General features: G+C 71.0%; 14 protein-coding genes and 1 tRNA gene. 11 read left to right on the top strand and 4 right to left on the bottom strand.

The window, feature by feature from the left end; all coding sequences use genetic code 11:
- Positions 1-103 precede the first annotated feature (103 nt).
- On the bottom strand, positions 104-1,000 hold the full coding sequence (locus tag H0H10_RS11790) for a hypothetical protein (RefSeq protein ID WP_188180851.1): 897 nt from the start codon (positions 998-1,000) through the stop codon (positions 104-106).
- Positions 1,001-1,161: 161 nt separating this feature from the next.
- Between H0H10_RS11790 and H0H10_RS11785 the strand changes: the two genes are divergently transcribed.
- From H0H10_RS11785 to H0H10_RS11765, 5 genes are all read left to right on the top strand, one after another.
- Complete coding sequence (locus H0H10_RS11785; RefSeq protein ID WP_188180850.1) at positions 1,162-1,533, top strand: chorismate mutase; 372 nt, start codon at positions 1,162-1,164, stop codon at positions 1,531-1,533.
- A 113-nt stretch (positions 1,534-1,646) separates the two neighbouring features.
- The gene (locus H0H10_RS11780) at positions 1,647-2,219 is read left to right on the top strand and encodes a response regulator (RefSeq protein ID WP_188180849.1); all 573 of its coding nucleotides are present in this window, start codon (positions 1,647-1,649) and stop codon (positions 2,217-2,219) included.
- Positions 2,220-2,267: 48 nt separating this feature from the next.
- Positions 2,268-4,784, top strand: a complete 2,517-nt coding sequence (pepN, locus tag H0H10_RS11775) for an aminopeptidase N (RefSeq protein ID WP_188180848.1) — start codon at positions 2,268-2,270, stop codon at positions 4,782-4,784.
- A gap of 205 nt (positions 4,785-4,989) precedes the next feature.
- Entirely contained in the window at positions 4,990-6,357 is a 1,368-nt protein-coding gene (locus H0H10_RS11770) for a pyridoxal phosphate-dependent decarboxylase family protein (RefSeq protein WP_188180847.1), read from the top strand.
- A complete protein-coding gene (locus tag H0H10_RS11765) occupies positions 6,354-7,775 on the top strand; it encodes a lysine N(6)-hydroxylase/L-ornithine N(5)-oxygenase family protein (protein WP_188180846.1) in 1,422 nt (473 codons plus the stop codon). The genes H0H10_RS11770 and H0H10_RS11765 overlap by 4 nt, the downstream gene beginning before the upstream one ends.
- A gap of 62 nt (positions 7,776-7,837) precedes the next feature.
- On the opposite strand, the gene H0H10_RS11760 is transcribed toward H0H10_RS11765, so the two are convergent.
- Complete coding sequence (locus H0H10_RS11760; RefSeq protein ID WP_188180845.1) at positions 7,838-9,646, bottom strand: bifunctional metallophosphatase/5'-nucleotidase; 1,809 nt, start codon at positions 9,644-9,646, stop codon at positions 7,838-7,840.
- A 231-nt stretch (positions 9,647-9,877) separates the two neighbouring features.
- Between H0H10_RS11760 and pyk the strand changes: the two genes are divergently transcribed.
- Entirely contained in the window at positions 9,878-11,302 is a 1,425-nt protein-coding gene (pyk, locus tag H0H10_RS11755; protein ID WP_188180844.1) for a pyruvate kinase, read from the top strand.
- Between the two features lie 30 nt (positions 11,303-11,332).
- On the opposite strand, the gene H0H10_RS11750 is transcribed toward pyk, so the two are convergent.
- Positions 11,333-12,121 carry a helix-turn-helix domain-containing protein gene (locus tag H0H10_RS11750; protein WP_188180843.1) on the bottom strand — a complete coding sequence of 263 codons (789 nt, stop codon included), beginning with the start codon at positions 12,119-12,121 and terminating at the stop codon, positions 11,333-11,335.
- A gap of 81 nt (positions 12,122-12,202) precedes the next feature.
- Positions 12,203-12,285, bottom strand: a tRNA-Leu gene (locus H0H10_RS11745).
- A gap of 97 nt (positions 12,286-12,382) precedes the next feature.
- Here H0H10_RS11745 and H0H10_RS11740 point away from each other — a divergent pair.
- The 5 genes from H0H10_RS11740 to H0H10_RS11720 all read left to right on the top strand — a co-directional run bounded on the left by H0H10_RS11740 (position 12,383) and on the right by H0H10_RS11720 (position 19,539).
- Positions 12,383-13,039, top strand: a complete 657-nt coding sequence (locus tag H0H10_RS11740) for an ANTAR domain-containing response regulator (RefSeq protein WP_188180842.1) — start codon at positions 12,383-12,385, stop codon at positions 13,037-13,039.
- A 236-nt stretch (positions 13,040-13,275) separates the two neighbouring features.
- On the top strand, positions 13,276-13,608 hold the full coding sequence (locus H0H10_RS11735; RefSeq protein ID WP_223179740.1) for an SseB family protein: 333 nt from the start codon (positions 13,276-13,278) through the stop codon (positions 13,606-13,608).
- Positions 13,605-14,270, top strand: coding sequence for a hypothetical protein (locus H0H10_RS11730; protein ID WP_188180840.1), 666 nt, complete (start codon positions 13,605-13,607; stop codon positions 14,268-14,270). The genes H0H10_RS11735 and H0H10_RS11730 overlap by 4 nt, the downstream gene beginning before the upstream one ends.
- A gap of 2 nt (positions 14,271-14,272) precedes the next feature.
- Positions 14,273-18,985, top strand: a complete 4,713-nt coding sequence (locus H0H10_RS11725) for a putative T7SS-secreted protein (RefSeq protein ID WP_188180839.1) — start codon at positions 14,273-14,275, stop codon at positions 18,983-18,985.
- The gene (locus H0H10_RS11720) at positions 18,982-19,539 is read left to right on the top strand and encodes a hypothetical protein (protein ID WP_188180838.1); all 558 of its coding nucleotides are present in this window, start codon (positions 18,982-18,984) and stop codon (positions 19,537-19,539) included. The genes H0H10_RS11725 and H0H10_RS11720 overlap by 4 nt, the downstream gene beginning before the upstream one ends.
- Positions 19,540-19,553 lie beyond the last annotated feature (14 nt).

Raw genomic sequence — 19,553 nt, 5'->3', positions numbered from 1 at the left:
GCTTGAGGACGAGGCCGTTCAGGCCGGAAGCGGGGGCCCGGGGGCGGCAGCCCTCGGCGACGCCCGCACCCACGCCGGGTGCAGGAATCAAGGCCGGGACACGCTACGTGTCACACTCCAGCACCGTCCGGCACAGCCCGCACCGCGCCCGCACCCGCCCCCGTACCGGCACCCTGATCCGCTGGTGGCAGGTCGGGCAGGGGAACGACACCCGCAGCGGCCCGCGCGCGTCCGGCGTGAAGGAGTACGGGACGTCCGCCCGGGCGCCGGACTCGTGCCGGTCCTGGGCATGGCGGCGGTCCCGGGCGTAACGGCGGCGCCCCGCCCAGCCCGCCGCCGTGAGCGGCGGCTGCTCCTCGTCCCGGCGCGCCCGCGCCCTGCCCCTCACGTACGCCGAGTAGGCCTGCGGACTGGTGAACCACACCGAGGGGTCCTCACCGAAGAGCACCGCCCGCTTGGCCAGCACGTAACCGAACTCCTCCGGGGTCAGATACCCGAGCTTCTGCGACGACGCCGAGTCCTCCCGGTAGGCGTCCAGCAGCAGCCACCCGGCGCCCAGGTACGTCGCCGCCGTGTCCGTGAGGATCTCGTTGTCCCGCGTGCCGGGGAAGGACAGGCCCAGCCGGTGCAGGTACACGTGCATCACCTCGTGCGCGAGGGCCGCGCCGATGTCCCGGCGATGGGTGCGGAAGCGGTCGTTCAGCTCGACGAAGTACTCCGGCCCGGCGGCCAGTTCGACATTCGCCGCGTGCGTCATCTCCCGGAAGGAGACGATCAGCCGGGCGTCCGGGAGACGGTAGTGCCGCACCAGCTCACGGGCCACGCGCTGGGCCCCCAGATACAGGTCGTCGGTGTCGCAGAACGCCACGTCGGCCGGCGCCACACTGACCGAGAACGTCTGGATCGTGTCGTACGACAACCGCTTGTACAGCGCGGTGACGGCCTCCCGCACCGTCTGCAGATGCGGGAATCCGTGCTCGACCGGTCCGCCGTTCGCCACGCCTGAACCCCCAAGACGCCTGAACCCGTCTTCCACTGTACGGGCAGCGCCGGACCCCGGCCCGCGCCGACGGGCCGGAACCGCCACCCCGCCGCGCGATCCCGGCCGAAGGCTGAGACGGCCGGCCCCGGCCGACGGCACGCACCGTAGGGTGAGCCCCCATGACCACCAGCAACACCGGCACCGGTGCCGTCGACCCCGCCGTCAGCGAGGAGCTGAGCCGGCTGCGCGACAGCATCGACAACATCGACGCGGCCGTCGTCCACATGCTCGCCGAGCGCTTCAAATGCACCCAGCAGGTCGGCCACCTCAAAGCCCGGCACCAGTTGCCGCCCGCCGACCCGGCCCGCGAGGCCAAGCAGATCGCCCGACTGCGCGCACTCGCCGAAAGCGCCAAGCTCGACCCGGGATTCGCCGAGAAGTTCCTCAACTTCATCATCGCCGAGGTCATCCGCCACCACGAGCGCATCGCCGAGGACACCGGCAACGGCACGGCCCCCGGCATGGCCCGGCAGACCGCCCCGGGGGAGTGACACCGGCGCGTCCACGGGGCATGCTGCCACGTACATCCCCTGCCGGCCGGCGGGCACCGTCCGCCGGCTCCCTGGACGCAGCTGAGCCGTCCACGAGGGGAGGGAGGTCGGTCATGCCCCCGGACGCCGGGATCCTCATCGTCGACGACCACGAAGACACCCTCTACGCCCTGGAGAGCGCCCTCGCCCCGCTCGGCTACCGCGTCGGCCGGGCCACCAGCGGCGACCAGGCACTCAAACAGGCGCTCCGCGGCCACGTCGGCCTGCTCCTGCTGGACGTGCGCATGCCCCAGGGCGGCGGACTGGACGTCGTGCGCTACATGCGCCGCCTGCGGCAGACCCAGCGCATACCGGTGATCCTCCTCACCGGCTTCGGCCCGGACCTCGCCCTCAGCTCCACCGCCTTCGCCCTCGGCGTCGCCGACGTCGTCACGCAACCCGTCGACCCCTGGGCGCTGCGCACCAAGGTCCGCTACCTCTACGACACCCACCAGCGCCACCTCGCCCTGGAGACCGAGGTACGCGAACTGCGCGCCCGGCTCCGGGAGCACACCGGGGCCGACGGGCACCGCCCGAGCCCCGCGCTGCCCCACCCCGACGCCCCTCCCCGCGACCACGCCCCGCTCCCGCCACCCCGGGGGGCGCGCGCCGGGGAGTGCGACGACCTCGAAAAGGGCCGGACATAATCCGCGTACCCGAACCGCCCCTGTGCCGTGCCGACCGCATCAGGCAGCATGTCCTGCATGTCCGTACTGACGCGCGACGAAGCGCAGACCCGTGCCCAGCTCCTCGACGTCCACCACTACACGATCGACCTCGATCTCACCGGTGGCGACGAGACCTTCGACTCCCGCACCGTCATCCGGTTCACCGTCCGCGGCGAGACGGACGCCACGGACACCTTCGTCGAGGTCAAGCCCGCCGAGCTGCGCGCCGTCACCCTCGACGGACACCCCCTCGACCCCGAGACCCTGGACGAGAACCGGCTGCCGCTGAAGAACCTCACCCCCGGCGAGCACGAACTCCGCGTCGACGCGACCATGCGCTACTCCCGCACCGGCGAGGGCATGCACCGCTTCACCGACCCCACCGACGGCGAGACCTACGTCTACACCCAGCTGTTCCTGGACGACGTCCAGCGCGTCTTCGCCGCCTTCGACCAGCCCGACCTCAAGGCCGTCTTCGACCTCACCGTCACCGCGCCCCAGGGCTGGACCGTCCTCGCCAACGGCATCACCGAACACACCGGCGACGGCCGCTGGAAGGCCGCCACCACCCCCCTGATCTCCACCTACCTCGTCGCCGTCGCCGCCGGCCCCTGGCACTCCGTGCGCACCGAGCACCGAGGCCTGCCCTTCGGCATCCACTGCCGCCGCTCCCTCGCCCCCCACCTCGACGCCGACGCCGACGAACTCCTCGACGTCACCCGGGCCTGCTTCGACCGCTACCACGAGAAGTTCGAGGAGCCCTACCCCTTCGACTCCTACGACCAGGCGTTCGTCCCCGAGTTCAACGCCGGCGCCATGGAGAACCCCGGACTCGTCACCTTCCGCGACGAGTTCGTCTTCCGCTCCGCCGTCACCGACACCGAACGGCAGACCCGCGCCATGGTCATCGCCCACGAGATGGCCCACATGTGGTTCGGCGACCTCGTCACCCTCAGGTGGTGGGACGACATCTGGCTCAACGAGTCCTTCGCCGAGTACATGGGCTACCAGACCACCGCCGAGGCCACCCGCTTCACCGACACCTGGACCGACTTCGGCGTCTCCCGCAAGGCCTGGGGCTACGACGCCGACCAGCGGCCCTCCACCCACCCCGTCGCCCCCGAGAACGTCGAGGACACCGCCTCCGCCCTCCTCAACTTCGACGGCATCTCCTACGCCAAGGGCGCCTCCGCCCTGCGCCAGCTCGTCGCCTGGCTCGGCGAGAAGGACTTCCTCGCCGGCATCAACATCCACTTCAAGCGGCACCGGTTCGCCAACGCCACCCTCGCCGACTTCATCGACTCCCTCGCCGCCGCCACCGAACGCGACGTCCACGCCTGGGCCGACGCCTGGCTGCGCACCACCGGCGTCGACACCCTCACCGCGTCCGTCGACTCCCGCCCCGGCCAGTGGGCCCTCGCCCTCGACCGCGACGGCGACCGCCCCCACCGCGTCACCGTCGGCGTGTACGACCGCGACCTCAGCGACGGCCGCAGCCTCGTCCTGCGGGAACGCTACGAGACCGACGTCCCCCGGGACACGGCCCCCGAGCCGCGCCCCGGCACCCGCCCCGCCCTGGTCGTCCCCAACGACCTGGACCTGACCTACGCCAAGATCCGCTTCGACGAGACCTCCCTGGAAACCGTTCTGCGCGGTCTGTCCGGCATCCCCGACGCCCTCACCCGCGCCGTCGTGTGGAACGCGCTGCGCGACATGGTCCGCGACGGCGAACTCGCCCCGGCCGACTACCTGGCCACCGCCGCCGCCCACCTGCCCGCGGAGACCGACCTCGCCCTGGTCCAGGGCGTCCTCGCCTTCGCCACCGTCCACGTCGCCGACCGCTACCTCACCCCCGGCGGGCGCCCCGCCGCCCTCGCCACCCTCACCGAGCTGTGCCGCGACCTCATCCGGCGCACCGAGGACGGCGACCACCCCGGCCTGCGCCTGATCGCCGTACGCCACCGCATCGACACCGTCGCCCACCCCGACACCATCGCCGCCTGGCTCGCCGACGGCACCGTCCCCGGCGGCCCCGAACTCGACCCCGAACTGCGCTGGCGCGTCCTCACCCGCCTCGCCGTCCTCGGCGCCACCGACGAGGCCGCCATCGCCGCGGAACTCGAGCGCGACCCCAGCGCCACCGGCCAGGAGGGCGCCGCCCGCTGCCGCGCCGCGCTGCCCGACCCCGAGGCCAAGGCCCGCGCCTGGGAAGCCATGTTCGCCCGCGACGACCTCTCGAACTACCTGTTCACCGCCACCGCCCAGGGCTTCTGGCAGCCCGAACAGGCCGACCTCGTACGCGACTACGTACCGCGCTACTACACCGAGGCCGTCGCCGTCGCCGCCCGCCGCGGCCCCGCCATCGCCGACGCCGCCGGCCGCTGGGCCTTCCCCGCCCACGCCGTCGACGCCGACAACCTGCGCCTCGGCCGGGAATGCCTCGCCGACGCCGACCCGATCCCCGCACTGCGCCGCAAGCTCGTCGACCAGCTCGACGACCTCGCGCGCGCCCTGCGCGTACGGGAGGCCCACACGGCCGGCTGACACGGCACGCCCCGGCCGACACGGCACCACGGCCGGCCCCCGGTGACCTCCCACCGGGGACCGGCCGCACCCCGCAGAGCGACACCGACACGCCTTCCCCGTACGGCAGTACCCCCTTTCGGGTTCTGATCGTTGGGCTTTTCGGGCGCAAGCACGCATCCGCGTACAAGCTGGAGCCCCCGTCTCCGCGCCCGGAGGACAGCCCATGGGCATGCCGCCCCTCGCCTCAGGCCCCCACGGGCCCGACGCCCTGCGGCCCTTGCTCGGCACCGTGCTCGACGCACTGCGCACCGGCACGGCCACCCGAGGCGGCCCACTGCCCGCCGGCGGCCCCGACACCGTCACCGCCCGGGTACGAGAAGCCGTAGGCGACGTCCTGCCCGACACCGGCGACCCCGACGCCCTGCGCACCCTCGTCACCGCCCTCGCCGAAGGCGCCGCCGACCCCGCCCACCCCCTGTGCGCCGCCCACCTGCACGGCCCGGCCCTCGCCGTCGCGGCCGCCGCGGACCTCGCCGCGAGCGCCCTCAACCCCTCCCTCGACTCCTGGGACCAGGCGCCCGCCGCCACCGCCCTCGAAGCCCTCGTCACCCGCGCCCTCGCCCACGAGACCGGCGCCGCCGACGCCCTCGTCACCACCGGCGGCACCGAATCCAACCAACTCGCCCTGCTGCTCGCCCGTGAGGCACACGGCAGGACCGTGCGCCTCGTGCACGGCACGAACGCCCACCACTCCCTGCCCCGCGCCGCCTGGCTCCTCGGACTCCCCGAACCCGTCACGGTCCCCGCCCCCGCCGGCACCCTCGACCCCGCCGCCCTCGACGAAGCCCTCACCCGCACCCCCGGCCCCCACCTCGTCGCCGCCACCGCCGGCACCACCGACGCCGGACTCATCGACCCCCTGCCCGAGATCGCCGACCGCTGCGCCGCCCACGCGGCCCGCCTCCACATCGACGCCGCCTACGGAGGGGGCCTGCTGTTCTCCGGACGGCACCGCCCGAAACTCACCGGCCTCGACACCGCCCACACCGTCGCCCTCGACCTGCACAAACTCGGCTGGCAGCCCATCGCCGCCGGCCTCCTCACCGTCAAGGACGCAGCCGACCTCACCCCACTGCACCACCGCGCCGACTACCTCAACGCCGACGACGACACCGAAGCCGGACTCCCCGACCTCCTCGGCCGCTCCCCGCGCACCAGCCGCCGCCCCGACATCCTCAAGACCGCCGTCACCCTCAAGACCCTCGGCCGCGACGGCCTCGGCGCCCTCGTCGACCAGGTCTGCGCCCTCGCCCAGCAGCTCGCCGAACTCGTCACCGACCACCCCGGCCTCGAACTCCACGCCCCGCCCACCATCAGCACCGTCCTGTTCCGCCCCACCGGCGCCACCGACGACACCGTCGCCCGCATCCGCCGCACCCTCCTCACCACCGGCCGCGCCGCCCTCGGCCGTGCCCGCGCCGACGGCCGGCTCTGGCTCAAGGCCACCCTCCTCAACCCCCACACCAGGCCCGACGACCTGGCCGCCCTCCTGCGCCTCGTGCACCACGTGGAAGGAAACACCCCCCGATGACCCCCGCGCCGCACCCCCCACACCACGAGACCGGCACCCCCCGCGACCTCGTCGGCATCGGCATCGGCCCCTTCAACCTCTCCCTCGCCGCACTCGCCGCCCCCCTCACCGGCCTCGACACCGCCTTCTACGACCAGCGCCCCGCCTTCCACTGGCACCCCGGCGTCCTCATCGACGGCGCCCGCGTCCAGGTCCCCTTCCTCGCCGACCTCGTCACCCTCGCCGACCCCACCAGCCCCTGGACCTTCCTCAGCTACCTACGCGCCCACGACCGGCTCTTCCCCTTCTACTTCGCCGAGCGCTTCCACCTCCAGCGCGCCGAGTACGACGCCTACTGCCGCTGGGTCGCCGAGAACCTCCCCACCCTCCGCTTCGGCCACCAGGTCGACGCCGTCCGCTGGAACCCCGAACGCCACCTCTTCGAAGTCGACTACACCCAGCTCGACGCCGACGGGGAAGCCGAAGCCCTCGGCCGCACCCACACCCGGAACCTCGTCCTCGGCATCGGCACCGAACCCCACGTCCCCGACCCGCTCAAGCCCCTCGCCGACGCCCCCGGCGTCCCCGTCATCCACTCCGCCGACTACCTCGGCCACCGCGACGCACTCCTGGCCGCCGGACACGTCACCGTCATCGGCACCGGCCAATCGGGTGCGGAGATCTTCCTCGACCTGCTCCGCCACCGCCCCGCCGGCCGCGAACGGCTCCACTGGCTCGGCCGCACCGAAGCCTTCGCCCCCATGGAGTACTCCAAACTCGGCCTGGAGCACTTCACCCCCGACTACACCCGCTACTTCCACGCCCTGCCCGAACCCGTCCGCGACCGACTCGTCACCGCACAGTGGCAGCTCCACAAGGGCATCGACGCCGACACCGCCGCCGCCATCCACGACGAGCTCTACCGCCGCACCCTCGACGGCGGCTGGCCCGACACCGTCCTCACCCCCGGCGTCCACGTCCGCACCGCCGGACGCATCGCCACGACCAAGATCGAACTGCACCTGGAACACACCCAGCAGAACACCCGCACCCGCCTCACCACGGACGCCGTCGTCCTCGCCACCGGCTACCGCGAACGCCCCCTCGGCCGCATCCTCGCCGGCCTCGCCCCCTACATCCGCCGCGACAGCCGCGAACGCCCCCGCGTCGACGACCGCTACCGCCTGCTCCTCGACCCCTCCGTCACCGGCACGGTCTACGTCCAGAACGCCGAGACCCACACCCACGGCATCGGCACCCCGGACCTCGGCCTCGCCGCCTGGCGCAGCGCGACGATCCTGAACGACCTGACGGGCCGCCGGCCCTACCCACTGCCACGCCGCACGGCGTTCACGACGTTCGGCCTGGCAGGCCACGACGCAGCCCCCGCGGTCAGGGAGACCGCGAGGTCACTGGTCCCCCTGGCCGACAACCGGTAGCGGCACGTCGTCCCGGTCCTCCGGGCGCCCCGCTCGCCGGTCGCGGGGCACCCGGACGGCGGCTAGAACACCGGCTTCCCGTCGCGCGTCAGCCGCCAGCCCACCGACGCGAAGTCCTTCGGGTCCAGCACACCCTTCGCCGTCGCCCACTCCGCGATCCGCGTCCGGATCTCCGTCGACTCCGACCACAGCTCCTTCGCCGACGCCACATGCGGGAACGCACCGCCGCCATTGGCGCGGTAGTTGTTCACCGCCAGCACGAACTGCTGCGCGTCGTCCAGCGGAGCACCCCCGAAGGACAGGTTCCTGATCCGCGAACCCGGCGCCTGCGCGATGTCGATCTCGTACGTCAGCCCCGACACGTAGTCGTAGTTGTAGTCCGGGCGGCCGTTCGCGTTCGTCAGCCGGTCCACATCCACCGGCGCGCCGGCCGCGGTCTGCACGTAGTACTCCGCCGAGTACTCCAGGTACGCCCGCACCTGCGCACCCGTCATCAGCTTCGCCACCAGCGTGTTGTCGTACACGTACAGGCTCGACAGATCCCGGATCGTCACATCGCCCGCCGGGATCTCCGACGTGCGCGAGAACGGCGACGCCTGCGCCAGCACCGGCAGCGACGCGTACTCCGTACCCGCCAGCGCCTCCCTGACCACGTCCTCCTGCACCTTGGTGATCAGATCGATGATCGGCGCGTCCTTGAACCGCGCCTCCACCGTCGTCAGCGTCTCCGTCGCCGTCCCCACCACCTGGTTGACGTACGCCACCACCTTCGCGTGCTCGTCCGACAGCAGCCTGGTGATCCGCGGGTCGTCCTCCACCGCGGCCGAGTTCCGCAGCGACGCCCTGACCGACTCCACCTGCCAGCGGCCCCGCTCGAAGACCAGCTCGAAGTCGAACAGCGTCAGCCGCTCGGCGTAGCACAGCGGCTCCGACAGCACGACCGTCTTCCCGGTCTCCTCGTTGGTGACCCTCAGCTCCGGGATCTCCACGTGCGCGTGCCCGACGAGGACGGCGTCGATCCCCGGCACCTGCCGGGCCACGTTCGCCGCCGCGTTCTCCACGTACGGGACCTGGTCACCGTACGACGACGTGCCCGACGAACCCGAGTGCGCCGACACCACCACCACGTCCGCACCCATCGAGCGCAGCTTCGGCACCCACTTGGCCGCCTGCTCCTCCAGGCCGGGGAACGCCAGCTTCCCCTGCACGTACGCCTTGTCCCAGATCGCGATGCCGGGGTTCGTCAGACCGAGCACGGCCACCTTGACCGGCGGAGCGCCCTTCACCCGGAACGTCTTCATGAAGTACGGCGGAAAGGCGGGCTTCAGCGTCTTCGCGTCCACCGCGTTCGCACCCAGCAGCGGGAAACGGCACTGCTCCTCGAACTTCCGCAGCGTCTCGATGCCGTAGTTGAACTCGTGGTTGCCGAGCGCCACCGCGTCATAGCCGATGGCGTTCATGGCCTGCGCCATCGGGTGCACCGGACCGTTCTCGGCCGTGATCGGGTCCACCTTGGCGTAGTAGTACGTCAAAGGCGTGCCCTGGATCGTGTCGCCGGCGTCCAGCAGCAGCGTGTTGCCGCGGCCCTTCTCCTCGCGGACCTGGTTCACCAGCGTCGAGATACGGGCCAGACCCTGGGCGTTGCCCGCCGCGTCCGCGTACTCCGCGTCCTTGAAGTAGTCCCAGTTGAAGACGTGCCCGTGCAGGTCGGTCGTGCCCATCACCGTCAGCGCGTACCGCTTGGCCGGGCGCCCGTGCCCCCGGTCCGCCGGTGCCGCGCCGGCCGCCGGAGCAGCCGCCGCGCCGGCCATCGCGACCCCCGCCCCCGTCACGGCGGACCTCTTCAGAAACTTCCGGCGGTTCAACGGCATGGCTGGCTCTCCTCGGCGACGCACGATCAACAACGCGCGTAGATTCTGTCCTGAGCATGCCGTGTGTCAACAGACCAACCAGGTTGCGATCTGATGACCAGTGGGCCCCGAATGCTCATCAGAGCACCTCGTCGCACAATTCAGCGGTTGTCAATAACCCTTTACTCAAAGGTGGTTGAGTCGTCATGCGCAGCCAATTCGCTACCGGCTGGTAAGTCATAGGCTCGACCCATGCGCCGAGCAAAGATCGTCTGTACTCTTGGGCCCGCCACCGACTCGTACGATCAGATCAAAGCCCTGGTCGACGCGGGAATGGACATCGCCCGCTTCAATTTCAGCCACGGCACGCACGCCGAACACGAAGCGCGCTACCGCCACGTCCGAAAAGCGTCCGACGAAACCGGCCACAGCGTCGGCGCCCTCGCCGACCTTCAGGGCCCGAAGATCCGCCTCGGCCGCTTCACCGAAGGACCCGTACTCCTCGAACGCGGCGACACCTTCACCATCACCGTCGAGGAAGGCGTCGAAGGCGACCGCGCCGGCTGCAGCACCACCTACCCCGGCCTCGCCGCCGACGTCACCCCCGGCGAACGCATCCTCGTCGACGACGGCAGAGTCGCCCTGCAAGTCACCGGCATCGACGGCCCCCGCGTCCACACCGAGGTCGTCGAGGGCGGCATGGTCTCCGACCACAAGGGCCTCAACCTCCCCGGCGTCGCCGTCTCCGTACCCGCCCTCTCCAAGAAGGACGAGGACGACCTGCGCTGGGCCCTGCGCACCGGCTTCGACGTCATCGCCCTCTCCTTCGTCCGCAGCGGACGCGACATCCTCGACGTCCACCGGATCATGGACGAGGAGGGCCGCCGGCTCCCCGTCATCGCCAAGATCGAAAAACCCCAGGCCGTCGAGAACATCGACGACATCGTCGCCGCCTTCGACGGCATCATGGTCGCCCGAGGCGACCTCGGCGTCGAAATGCCCCTCGAACTGGTCCCGGTCGTCCAGAAGCGCGCCATCAAACTCGCCAGGCGCAACGCCAAGCCGGTCATCGTCGCGACCCAGATGCTCGACTCGATGATCGACAACTCCCGCCCGACCCGCGCCGAGGCGTCCGACGTGGCCAACGCGGTCATCGACGGAACGGACGCGGTCATGCTCTCCGGCGAGACCAGCGTCGGCAAGCACGCGATCGAGACGGTCCGGACGATGGCCCGCATCGTGGAGGCGTCCGAGGAGGACCTCCTCGCCCGCGGCCTGCCCCCGCTCACCGAACGCAACAAGCCCCGCACCCAGGGTGGCGCGGTCGCCCGCGCGGCGGCGGAGATCGGCGACTTCCTCGGCGCGAAGTTCCTGGTCGCCTTCACCCAGTCCGGCGACACCGCCCGCCGCCTCTCCCGCTACCGGTCACCCATCCCGCTGCTCGCCTTCACCCCCGAACCGGCGACGCGCTCCCAGCTCAACCTCACCTGGGGCGTGGAGACCTTCCTCGGCCCGCACGTCGACTCCACGGACGCGATGGTCGACCAGGTGGACGAACTGCTGACCGAGTACGGCCGCTGCCGGAAGGGCGACGTCGTGATCATCACGGCAGGCTCCCCGCCGGGCGTCTCCGGCACCACCAACCTGGTCCGCGTCCACCGCATCGGCGAGGACTGAGGACGGGACCTGCGCGCCACGGGCCCCGGGTCAGTACTTGGGGCCCACGTGGTCGTCCATGAGAGCTACGGAGGCTTTGCGGGCGACGGAGATGTTGAAGGGGTCGCTGCCGCGTGCGAGAGTCGTCCACTCGACGCCGACCTTGTCGAGTGTGTCCGTGAAAAGCTTCCGGATGTCGTCCGACTTGTTGGCGAAGAGGTACCGCGGATACTCGTACCGCTTGCGCAAGCCACCCACCAGTCGGGTGGTCCAGTTGGTGATCCGGCAGCCGTCGGAGTGAATCAGGCCGCGGATGAACTCCCAGGGGTGGGCGTCGACGATCTCCTGCTGCCAGGCTTCGAGGGCAATGGCGCGGTTGTGCTTCTTGCCCAGGCCGTGCTGAGGGAAGAGGCAGTGCAGGTGCTTCGAGTAGACCTTCACGTTGCGGCAGCCTGTCTTGCGGACACGGCAGACCGAGTTGTCGGGGAAGACCGCGCGCATGGCCCGTTCGCAGTCGTCCATGAGCCCGGGCCAGGACTCGGCGCAGGTGATCATGAGGTTCGGTACACGGTGCCCGGAGTAGTGACTGATGTGGCCATCGCCGAGGTAGAGCCCCAGTAAGTAGCTGTAGGCGGGCTCCTCCAGTTCCCGCCCATGGCACCTGGGGCAGCTCGGATCATGCTTTCCTGGACACTCGCCCCGCTTGGCCCGGTCCATGTGCTTCCAGTAGCTGATCGTGCCCGCCGGAACATTCAGTTTGCGCGCCACATCCGCGTTCTTCGCGCCGTCGCGCAGCAGTGTGAGTGCCTTCTGTCGCATGTCAGTGCCGTGAAAGTTCATTCGACCACGGTCTGTCACCGGCGGTGACGACGCGCAGAAAAAAGCGGAGGTTCACGAGAATGTGAGTCTCCGCTTTAGGGGTGCCGGGTGCGGGATTCGAACCCGCACGCCCTTTCGGACAGATGTGTTTGAGACATCAGCGTCTGCCATTCCGCCAACCCGGCCGGCCAGCCCGTAGGAGTGTACCGGTTCACCCTAGTCAGCCGCAGCTAGGTAGGCTCTTGAGAGCAGTACCGCCTGCCCCGGAACAAGGAGCGCCACGTGACCGCCCCCGAGTCGCCCCAGCCCGTAGACGTGCCCGAAGACGACAAGTCGCACGTGCCTCCGCTGACGACCCGCGTCGTCATCGCCGAGGACGAGGCGCTCATCCGGCTGGATCTCAAAGAGATGCTGGAGGAGGAGGGCTACTCCGTCGTGGGCGAGGCCGGGGACGGGGAGCAGGCCGTCGAGCTGGCCCGTGAGCACCGGCCGGACCTGGTGATCATGGACGTGAAGATGCCGAAGCTGGACGGCATCTCCGCGGCCGAGAAGATCGCCGAGGAGAGCATCGCGCCGGTGCTGATGCTGACCGCGTTCTCGCAGCGCGACCTGGTGGAGCGGGCCCGGGACGCCGGGGCGATGGCGTACCTGGTGAAGCCGTTCAGCAAGAGTGACGTCGTTCCGGCGATCGAGATGGCCGTCTCGCGGTTCACGGAGCTGAAGGCGCTGGAGAAGGAGGTCGCGGACCTCTCGCAGCGGCTGGAGACGCGGAAGCTGGTGGACCGGGCGAAGTCCGTGCTGCAGACCGAGTACGGGCTGACGGAGCCGGCCGCGTTCCGGTGGATCCAGAAGACGTCGATGGACCGGCGCATGTCGATGCAGCAGGTGGCCCAGGCGGTCATCCAGGACGCCGAGGAGAAGAAGGCGTCCAAGGGCTGACGGCCCCGCGAGGCATGGGTGAGGCCCGCGTTCCCCGGCCACGGGGGGCGCGGGCCTCGTCGTACGCTCACGGTTCCTGCACGAGAACCGTCTGCCCCGCCGTACGCGTCCTCCCCTAGGGTTCCATCAGCACCTGGGACGGGGGAGGAGCCGTGGAACAGACAAGGACGGTGCTCGCCGAGCGAATTGCCGAACGACGGGCGGGTGTTGGCGACCCGTGCGCTCTGGTGGGCGAGATGCGCAGGTCGACCCTGCTGGTCCCGTTGGCCGACGGCGGTCTGTGGACGGTGAGTTCGGGCGGCGTCCGCTGGGTCTGTGCCTTCACCGACGAGGCGGCGCTGGCCCGCTTCGCCGTACACCACGGGCCGGGCGACCGGTCCGTGGAGTACGCCGCGCTGCTCGGCGCCCGCATCGTCGACGAGGTGGTGCCGGCGATGGAGGGGCCCGCCGGTCTGGCCGTGGACATCGCCACCGAGGACGGGTCGATGTTCTTCCCGCCGGTGTCCGGCATCGTGCCGGACGGGGCCGCGGTCGACGTCGGTGCGGTCGCAGAGGGGGGCCGGGCATGAGCGGTGACGGGCCCGACCTGCGGTTCGACAAGGCCGCCGTGGCGAAGTTCACCCAGGGGCTGGGCGGCACGATCGACCAGCTCGGTGAGATCGGGGACGCCACCGGTTCGGTCATGGGCAAGGGTTTCTCCGAGCTGGCGATGACCGGCATGGAGGCCGGTCACCACGGTCTGTCGACGGACTTCGAGGACTTCTGCGAGCGCTGGGAGTGGGGCGTGCGTGCCCTGGTCCACGACGCGAGCGAGATCGCCAACCGTCTGGGCCTGGCCGCCGGCACGCAGTGGGAGCACGACCAGTACGTCGAGGGCGCGTTGAAGGTGGGGGTGAACGCCGTGATGGGCGGCAACCCGCATGCGTCCGAGGAGGAGATCACCCAGCAGGACTGGGGCGATGTCTTCACGCCCGACGCGCTGGACCCGGACTGGAGTGCTCAGTCGTTCCAGCAGGCGCAGCAGGACATCTCGCAGACGTGGAAGGACACCGGCCGGACCGTGCTCACCGAGGGCCAGGGCGGGCAGCGGTCGGAGATGATCAACGGGATGCTCGGCATCTCCGACGACCAGTGGAACCAGGCGCTGGACGACACCTTCGGCCCGTCGCCCGAGGAGCGCGCCCGGCAGGCGCAGCAAGAGGCCCAGCAGGGTGAGTCCGGGGGGAGTTGAGCGTGGGTATCGGCGGTTTCATCAGTGACATCACGCCGGACTCGGTGGAGAACGCGGTCGAGGACGGTGTCGAGTGGGTCGGCAACCGGGTCGAGGACGCGGGCAACTGGACGGCGGACCGGCTGGACGACGTCGGCTGGGAGTCCGGTGCCGACTGGGTGCGGGAGCAGTCCCGTTCGGTCGCGAACCGGATGGGTGCCGAGGTCGACGAGATGGATCTCGGTCAGACCGAGGACAAGACGAAGCTCGTCTACGGCAGCGCGTCGAAGCTTCGTTCGACCGCGGAGCGGTTGCGGGCGTTCCAGAAGTCGTTCGACGACGTCGGTGACGGTTTGAAGGGGCTGGATTCCTCCGAGCTCAAGGGCAAGGCGGCCGACACGCTGCGGACCGTCGTGGGGTCTCAGCCGCCGAAGTGGTTCAAGGGTGCCGACGCCTGTGGGGAGGCGGCTGCCGCGCTGGAGGCGTTCGCCGGGACCGTCGAGTGGGCGCAGGGCCAGGCCCAGGCGGCGATCGACAAGTGGAAGGAGGGCGTCAAGGCGTCGGAGGAGGCGGCGGACGCCCACCGCAAGAAGATCGACGACTACAACAAGGCGGTGGAGCGGTACAACGCGCAGGCCCCGGACAAGCGGGATCCGTCCACGTTGCCGCCGTGTCCGGCTCCGACGTTCGACGATCCGGGCAAGAAGTTGATGCAGGAGGCGCAGGATCTGCTGGCGGAGGCGCGGAAGCAGCGCAACACCGCTGCGGAGACGGCCCGGAGTGCGGTCCGTGCGGCTCGTGACAAGGCGCCGGAGAAGCCGTCGTACGCCGAGCAGCTCGGTGACGGTGTGCAGGAGCTGCAGATCATGGGTGACCATGTCGGCGGCGGGATCATCAAGGGCACCGCGGGGCTGGTGAACTTCGTCCGCAGTGTCAATCCGATGGATCCGTACAACATCACGCACCCGGCCGAGTACGCCACCTCTCTCAACAGTCTGGCGGCGGGGCTGGTGGTGGCGGCCAACGACCCGGTCGGTACGGGCAGGCAGATGGTCAGCGACTTCATGAAGGACCCGTCGGAGGGGTTCGGCCGGCTGATTCCCGACCTGGCGTTGACCGTGGCCACGGGTGGTGGCGGTGCGGCGGTGAAGGGGGTGCGTGTCGCCGCGGACGCCGCCGATGCCGCGCGGGTGCGCAAGCTGGTCGACGATGCGCCGGAGGGCACGCACAACCGTCCGGACGGTGAGCGCACCACCGATGGCACGGACCCGGTGGACCTCGCCTCGGGCCGTATGTTCCTGCCGCAGACGGATGTGGAGATTCCCGGCATCCTGCCGCTGGCGTTCACCCGGCGTACCGAGTCCGGCTGCACGGCGGGCCGGTTCTTCGGCCCGTCGTGGATCTCCACGGTGGACGAGCGCCTTCTGGTCGACCCGGTCGGTGTCGTCCACGTGACCGCCGACGGTCTGCTGATCCCGTATCCGCATCCGGTGCCCGGTGCGTCGACGCGCCCCGTGTCGGGTGCGGGACGGATGCTGCTGGCCCGTGGCGCCGACGGCGATTACACGGTCACCGACACCCACACGGGTGTGGTCCGCCGTTTCGCCGCCCCGCTCGGGAGCGAACCCGGCGGCGACGGAACCGCCTGGCTGGTGTCCGTCACCGAACGCAACGGTCACACCGTCGACGTCGACCGGGCCGAGGACGGCCTGCCGCTGGCCCTGGTCCACTCGGCGGGACATCAGGTGACGGTGACGTGTGCGGACGGCCTGGTCACGGCGCTGTCGCTGGCGGGGGCGGGGGAGGACGGCTCCGACCTGCCGCTGATGTCGTACGGCTACGAGGACGGCAACCTCACGGCCGTCACGAAACCCTCGGGTGCCACGACCACCTTCGCCTACGACGACCGGCGCCGTGTCACGGCGTGGATCGACTCCAACGGCAGCCGTTACGACTACACGTACGACGACCGCGACCGTGTCGTGGCCGAGGGCGGTGAGGCCGGGCACGTCCAGATCACGCTGGCCTACACGGACCCGGACCCGGAGACCGGCCACCGCACGACGACGCTGACCACGGCGGACGGCGCGGTGACGCGGCACCGCATCGACGGCCGCTGCCGGGTGATCGCCACCACCGATCCGCTGGGGAACACCACCCGCTACGCCTACGACACCCGGGGCAGCCTGCTGTCCCGTACGGACCCGCTCGGCCGGACGACCGTCTTCGCGCACGACGAGGACGGCCGGCTGGTCACCGTCACGCATCCCGACGGCAGTGAACTCCGTGCGACACGGGGGGCGTTGGGGCTGCCGACCGAGCTTCGCGGGCCGGACGGTGCTCGCTGGCTGCAGGAGTTCGACGAGCGGGGCAACCGGACCGCTGTCACCGACCCGGCCGGGAACACCACGCGCCTGGCGTACGACGGCGCCGGCCGGCTGGTCTCGGTCACCGATCCCCTGGGTGCCACCACGACCGTGCGGTGCGACGGCGCCGGGCGGCCCGTGGAGGTCACCGACCCCGCCGGGGGTGTCACCCGCATCGAGCGGGACGCGCTCGGCCGGGAGGTGTGCGTCACGGACCCCGCCGGGGGTGTCACCCGCCTGTCGTGGACTCCGGACGGCCTGCTCGCCGGCCGGATCGGTCCCGACGGTTCCCGGGAGTCGTGGACGTACGACGGCGAGGGCAACTGCCTGTCCCGGACCGATCCGGCCGGTGGTGTCTCCCGGTTCGAGTACACCCACTTCGACCTGCTCGCCGCGCGCACCGGGCCCGATGGTGCCCGCTACGAGTTCGAGCACGACGCCGGGCTGCGGCTCACCCGGGTGACCGCACCGCAGGGGTTGACGTGGACTTATGAGTACGACGCCGCCGGGCGGCTGGTTTCCGAGACGGACTTCGACGACCGCACGGTCACCTACCGCCTGGACGCCGCGGGGCAGCTCGTCGCCCGGTCCGACCAGCTCGGCGGCACCATCGCGTACGAGTACGACGAGCTGGGCCGGATGGTCCGCAAGGACGCCGGGGGCCGGGTCACCTCCTATCTGTACGACCGGGCGGGGCGCCTGGTCCAGGCGTCGGGTCCGGACGGCGAGCTGGTCCGCCGCTACGACCGGCGTGGCCTGCTCAAGACCGAACTCGTCGACGGCAGGGCCATGGACCTGGCCTACGACGCCGCCGGCCACCGGGTGCGCCGGGTCACGCCGACCGGCCTGGTCACCACGTACGCCTATGACGCCGCCGGGCGTCCGGAGCGGGTGAGGGCCGGGGAACAGGAGATCTCGTTCACCCACGACGAGGCCGGGCGGGAGCTGGAGCGCGTCTTCGGCGGTTTCCTCGCCCTGTCCTCGGCCTGGGACGAGGCCGGGCGGCTGGCCGCGCAGCACCTCACCGCGGGGGAGCGCACCCTCAACAGCCGCACCTACGCCTATCGCGCCGACGGTCATCTCACCTCGGTCGAGGACCGGCTGTCGGGCACCCGCAGCTTCGACCTGGACCCGCTCGGCAGGGTCACCGCCGTCCATGCGCGGGGCTGGACCGAGCGGTACGCCTACGACGCCTCCGGCAACCAGACCGAGGCGTCCTGGCCGTCGTCCCACCCGGGCCACGAGGCCACAGGCCCGCGTGTCTACTCGGGCACGACGATCGCCCGGGCCGGCAACGTCCGCTTCGAGCACGACGCGCTCGGCCGGGTCGTCCTGCGCCAGAAGACCCGTCTGTCGCGCAGGCCCGACACCTGGCGCTACGAGTGGGACGCCGAGGACCGCCTCACGGCGGTGACCACCCCGGACGGCACCCGGTGGCGCTACCGCTACGACCCGCTGGGCCGCCGCACCGCCAAGCAGCGGCTGGCGGCCGACGGCGAATCGGTCGTGGAGGAGGTCCGGTTCAGCTGGGACGGCATGACCCTGTGCGAACAGACCACGGTCGCCGAGGACGTGCCGAACGCGGTGGTCCTCACCTGGGACCATCGCGGTCTCGTGCCCATCGCCCAGACGGAACGCATCCTCACACCGGACGCCCGTCAGGAGGAGGTCGACCGGCGCTTCTTCGCCATCGCCACAGACCTGATCGGTGCCCCCACCGAACTGGTCGACGAGACAGGCGAGATCGTCTGGCGTACCCGCACCACGCTCTGGGGCACCACCGCCTGGGCGCGGTCCAGTACGGCCTACACCCCGCTGCGCTTCCCGGGCCAGTACTACGACCCCGAGACCGGGCTGCACTACAACCTCTTCCGGCACTACGACCCGGAGACCGGCCGGTACACGGCCCCCGACCCGCTGGGGATCGATCCGGCGCCGAACCCGGTGACGTACGTCGACAACCCGTACAGCGCCGGGGACCCGCTCGGTCTCTCGCCGTATCCCCGGCGGCTCAGTTACGAGGAGGCGTCGCAGAGGGCCAACCAGGCGCTCTCCGACAAGCTGGACGAGATGCACGAGACGATGTCCCGCAGCAAGATCAGGGAGTACGCCATGGGGTCGGCGGGCGTCGACGTGCGCACCGGTGAGGTCGCGGTGGGCCTGAAGAAGACCGGGGCCGGGGACTTCTGTGCGGAGGATCTGGTCCGGGACGAACTCGTCCGTAAGGGGGCGAGGCCGGAAGATATCATCTACAGCGTGCCCCTGAGGCCTCTGAAACGGGTGCCGGAAGCGGTGTGTGTGCGGTGCGAGGGCCGCACGTCGCGCGAGCAGTTCGCACCGGGAACGACGTGGGAGAGTGACCTGCAGTGATCTTTTCGCGGACCTGGGACTGGGACTCCCTGGAGACGCTGAGCGTTCCGGCGGCCGGGCTCGCGGCGCATCTGGAGCGCCTCGTCGGGCAGGACCCCGACGAGCGGTCCCGCGCCGGCCGGCTGCTGTACTGCGAGGTCGCCAACCAGGGGCATCTGTACAGTGCCGCCGCGCCCTGCGTCGACGCGCTGACGGGCCTGGCCCGGGCGGGCACGCCGCTGACGCCGCAGGCCGTGAGCCTCCTGGAGTCGATCCTGAACGCCCGGAACGCCGGTGTGCGCGCCGGGCTGGAGGACGGGTCCGTCGATGTCACGGACTACTGCAGGAGCGAGATCCTGGCGGCGCTGCCCCAGTTGCTGAGCCACGCGGACGGGTCGGACGCCGAGTACTTCCGTGAGGTCTGCTATCTGATTCCCCAACTGGCCGATTCCTCCGACGAGGTGGTCGGCTTCCTGCGTGAGTCCGTTGCGACGCTCGGGGGAGAGCTGCGCAAAGTGGCCGCCGACGCGCTGGAGGAGGCCGAAGAGGTGGTCGAGGAAGGGCACATGCCGTAGTGCCGCCACTCGCG

The organism is Streptomyces griseicoloratus (assembly GCF_014534645.1).
Lineage (GTDB): Bacteria > Actinomycetota > Actinomycetes > Streptomycetales > Streptomycetaceae > Streptomyces > Streptomyces griseicoloratus.
Note: the sequence above shows the minus strand (reverse complement) of the source record. Positions and strands in the feature narration are given on the sequence as shown.

What these genes read in the sequence shown, in the direction of transcription:
- pepN (WP_188180848.1), top strand. Translation starts at nt 2,268, where the DNA reads ATGTCCTGCATGTCCGTACTGACGCGCGACGAAGCGCAGACCCGTGCC.
- pyk (WP_188180844.1), top strand. Translation starts at nt 9,878, where the DNA reads ATGCGCCGAGCAAAGATCGTCTGTACTCTTGGGCCCGCCACCGACTCG.
- H0H10_RS11765 (WP_188180846.1), top strand. Translation starts at nt 6,354, where the DNA reads ATGACCCCCGCGCCGCACCCCCCACACCACGAGACCGGCACCCCCCGC.
- H0H10_RS11770 (WP_188180847.1), top strand. Translation starts at nt 4,990, where the DNA reads ATGGGCATGCCGCCCCTCGCCTCAGGCCCCCACGGGCCCGACGCCCTG.
- H0H10_RS11760 (WP_188180845.1), bottom strand. Translation starts at nt 9,646, where the DNA reads ATGCCGTTGAACCGCCGGAAGTTTCTGAAGAGGTCCGCCGTGACGGGG.
- H0H10_RS11730 (WP_188180840.1), top strand. Translation starts at nt 13,605, where the DNA reads ATGAGCGGTGACGGGCCCGACCTGCGGTTCGACAAGGCCGCCGTGGCG.
- H0H10_RS11735 (WP_223179740.1), top strand. Translation starts at nt 13,276, where the DNA reads ATGCGCAGGTCGACCCTGCTGGTCCCGTTGGCCGACGGCGGTCTGTGG.
- H0H10_RS11780 (WP_188180849.1), top strand. Translation starts at nt 1,647, where the DNA reads ATGCCCCCGGACGCCGGGATCCTCATCGTCGACGACCACGAAGACACC.
- H0H10_RS11750 (WP_188180843.1), bottom strand. Translation starts at nt 12,121, where the DNA reads ATGAACTTTCACGGCACTGACATGCGACAGAAGGCACTCACACTGCTG.
- H0H10_RS11785 (WP_188180850.1), top strand. Translation starts at nt 1,162, where the DNA reads ATGACCACCAGCAACACCGGCACCGGTGCCGTCGACCCCGCCGTCAGC.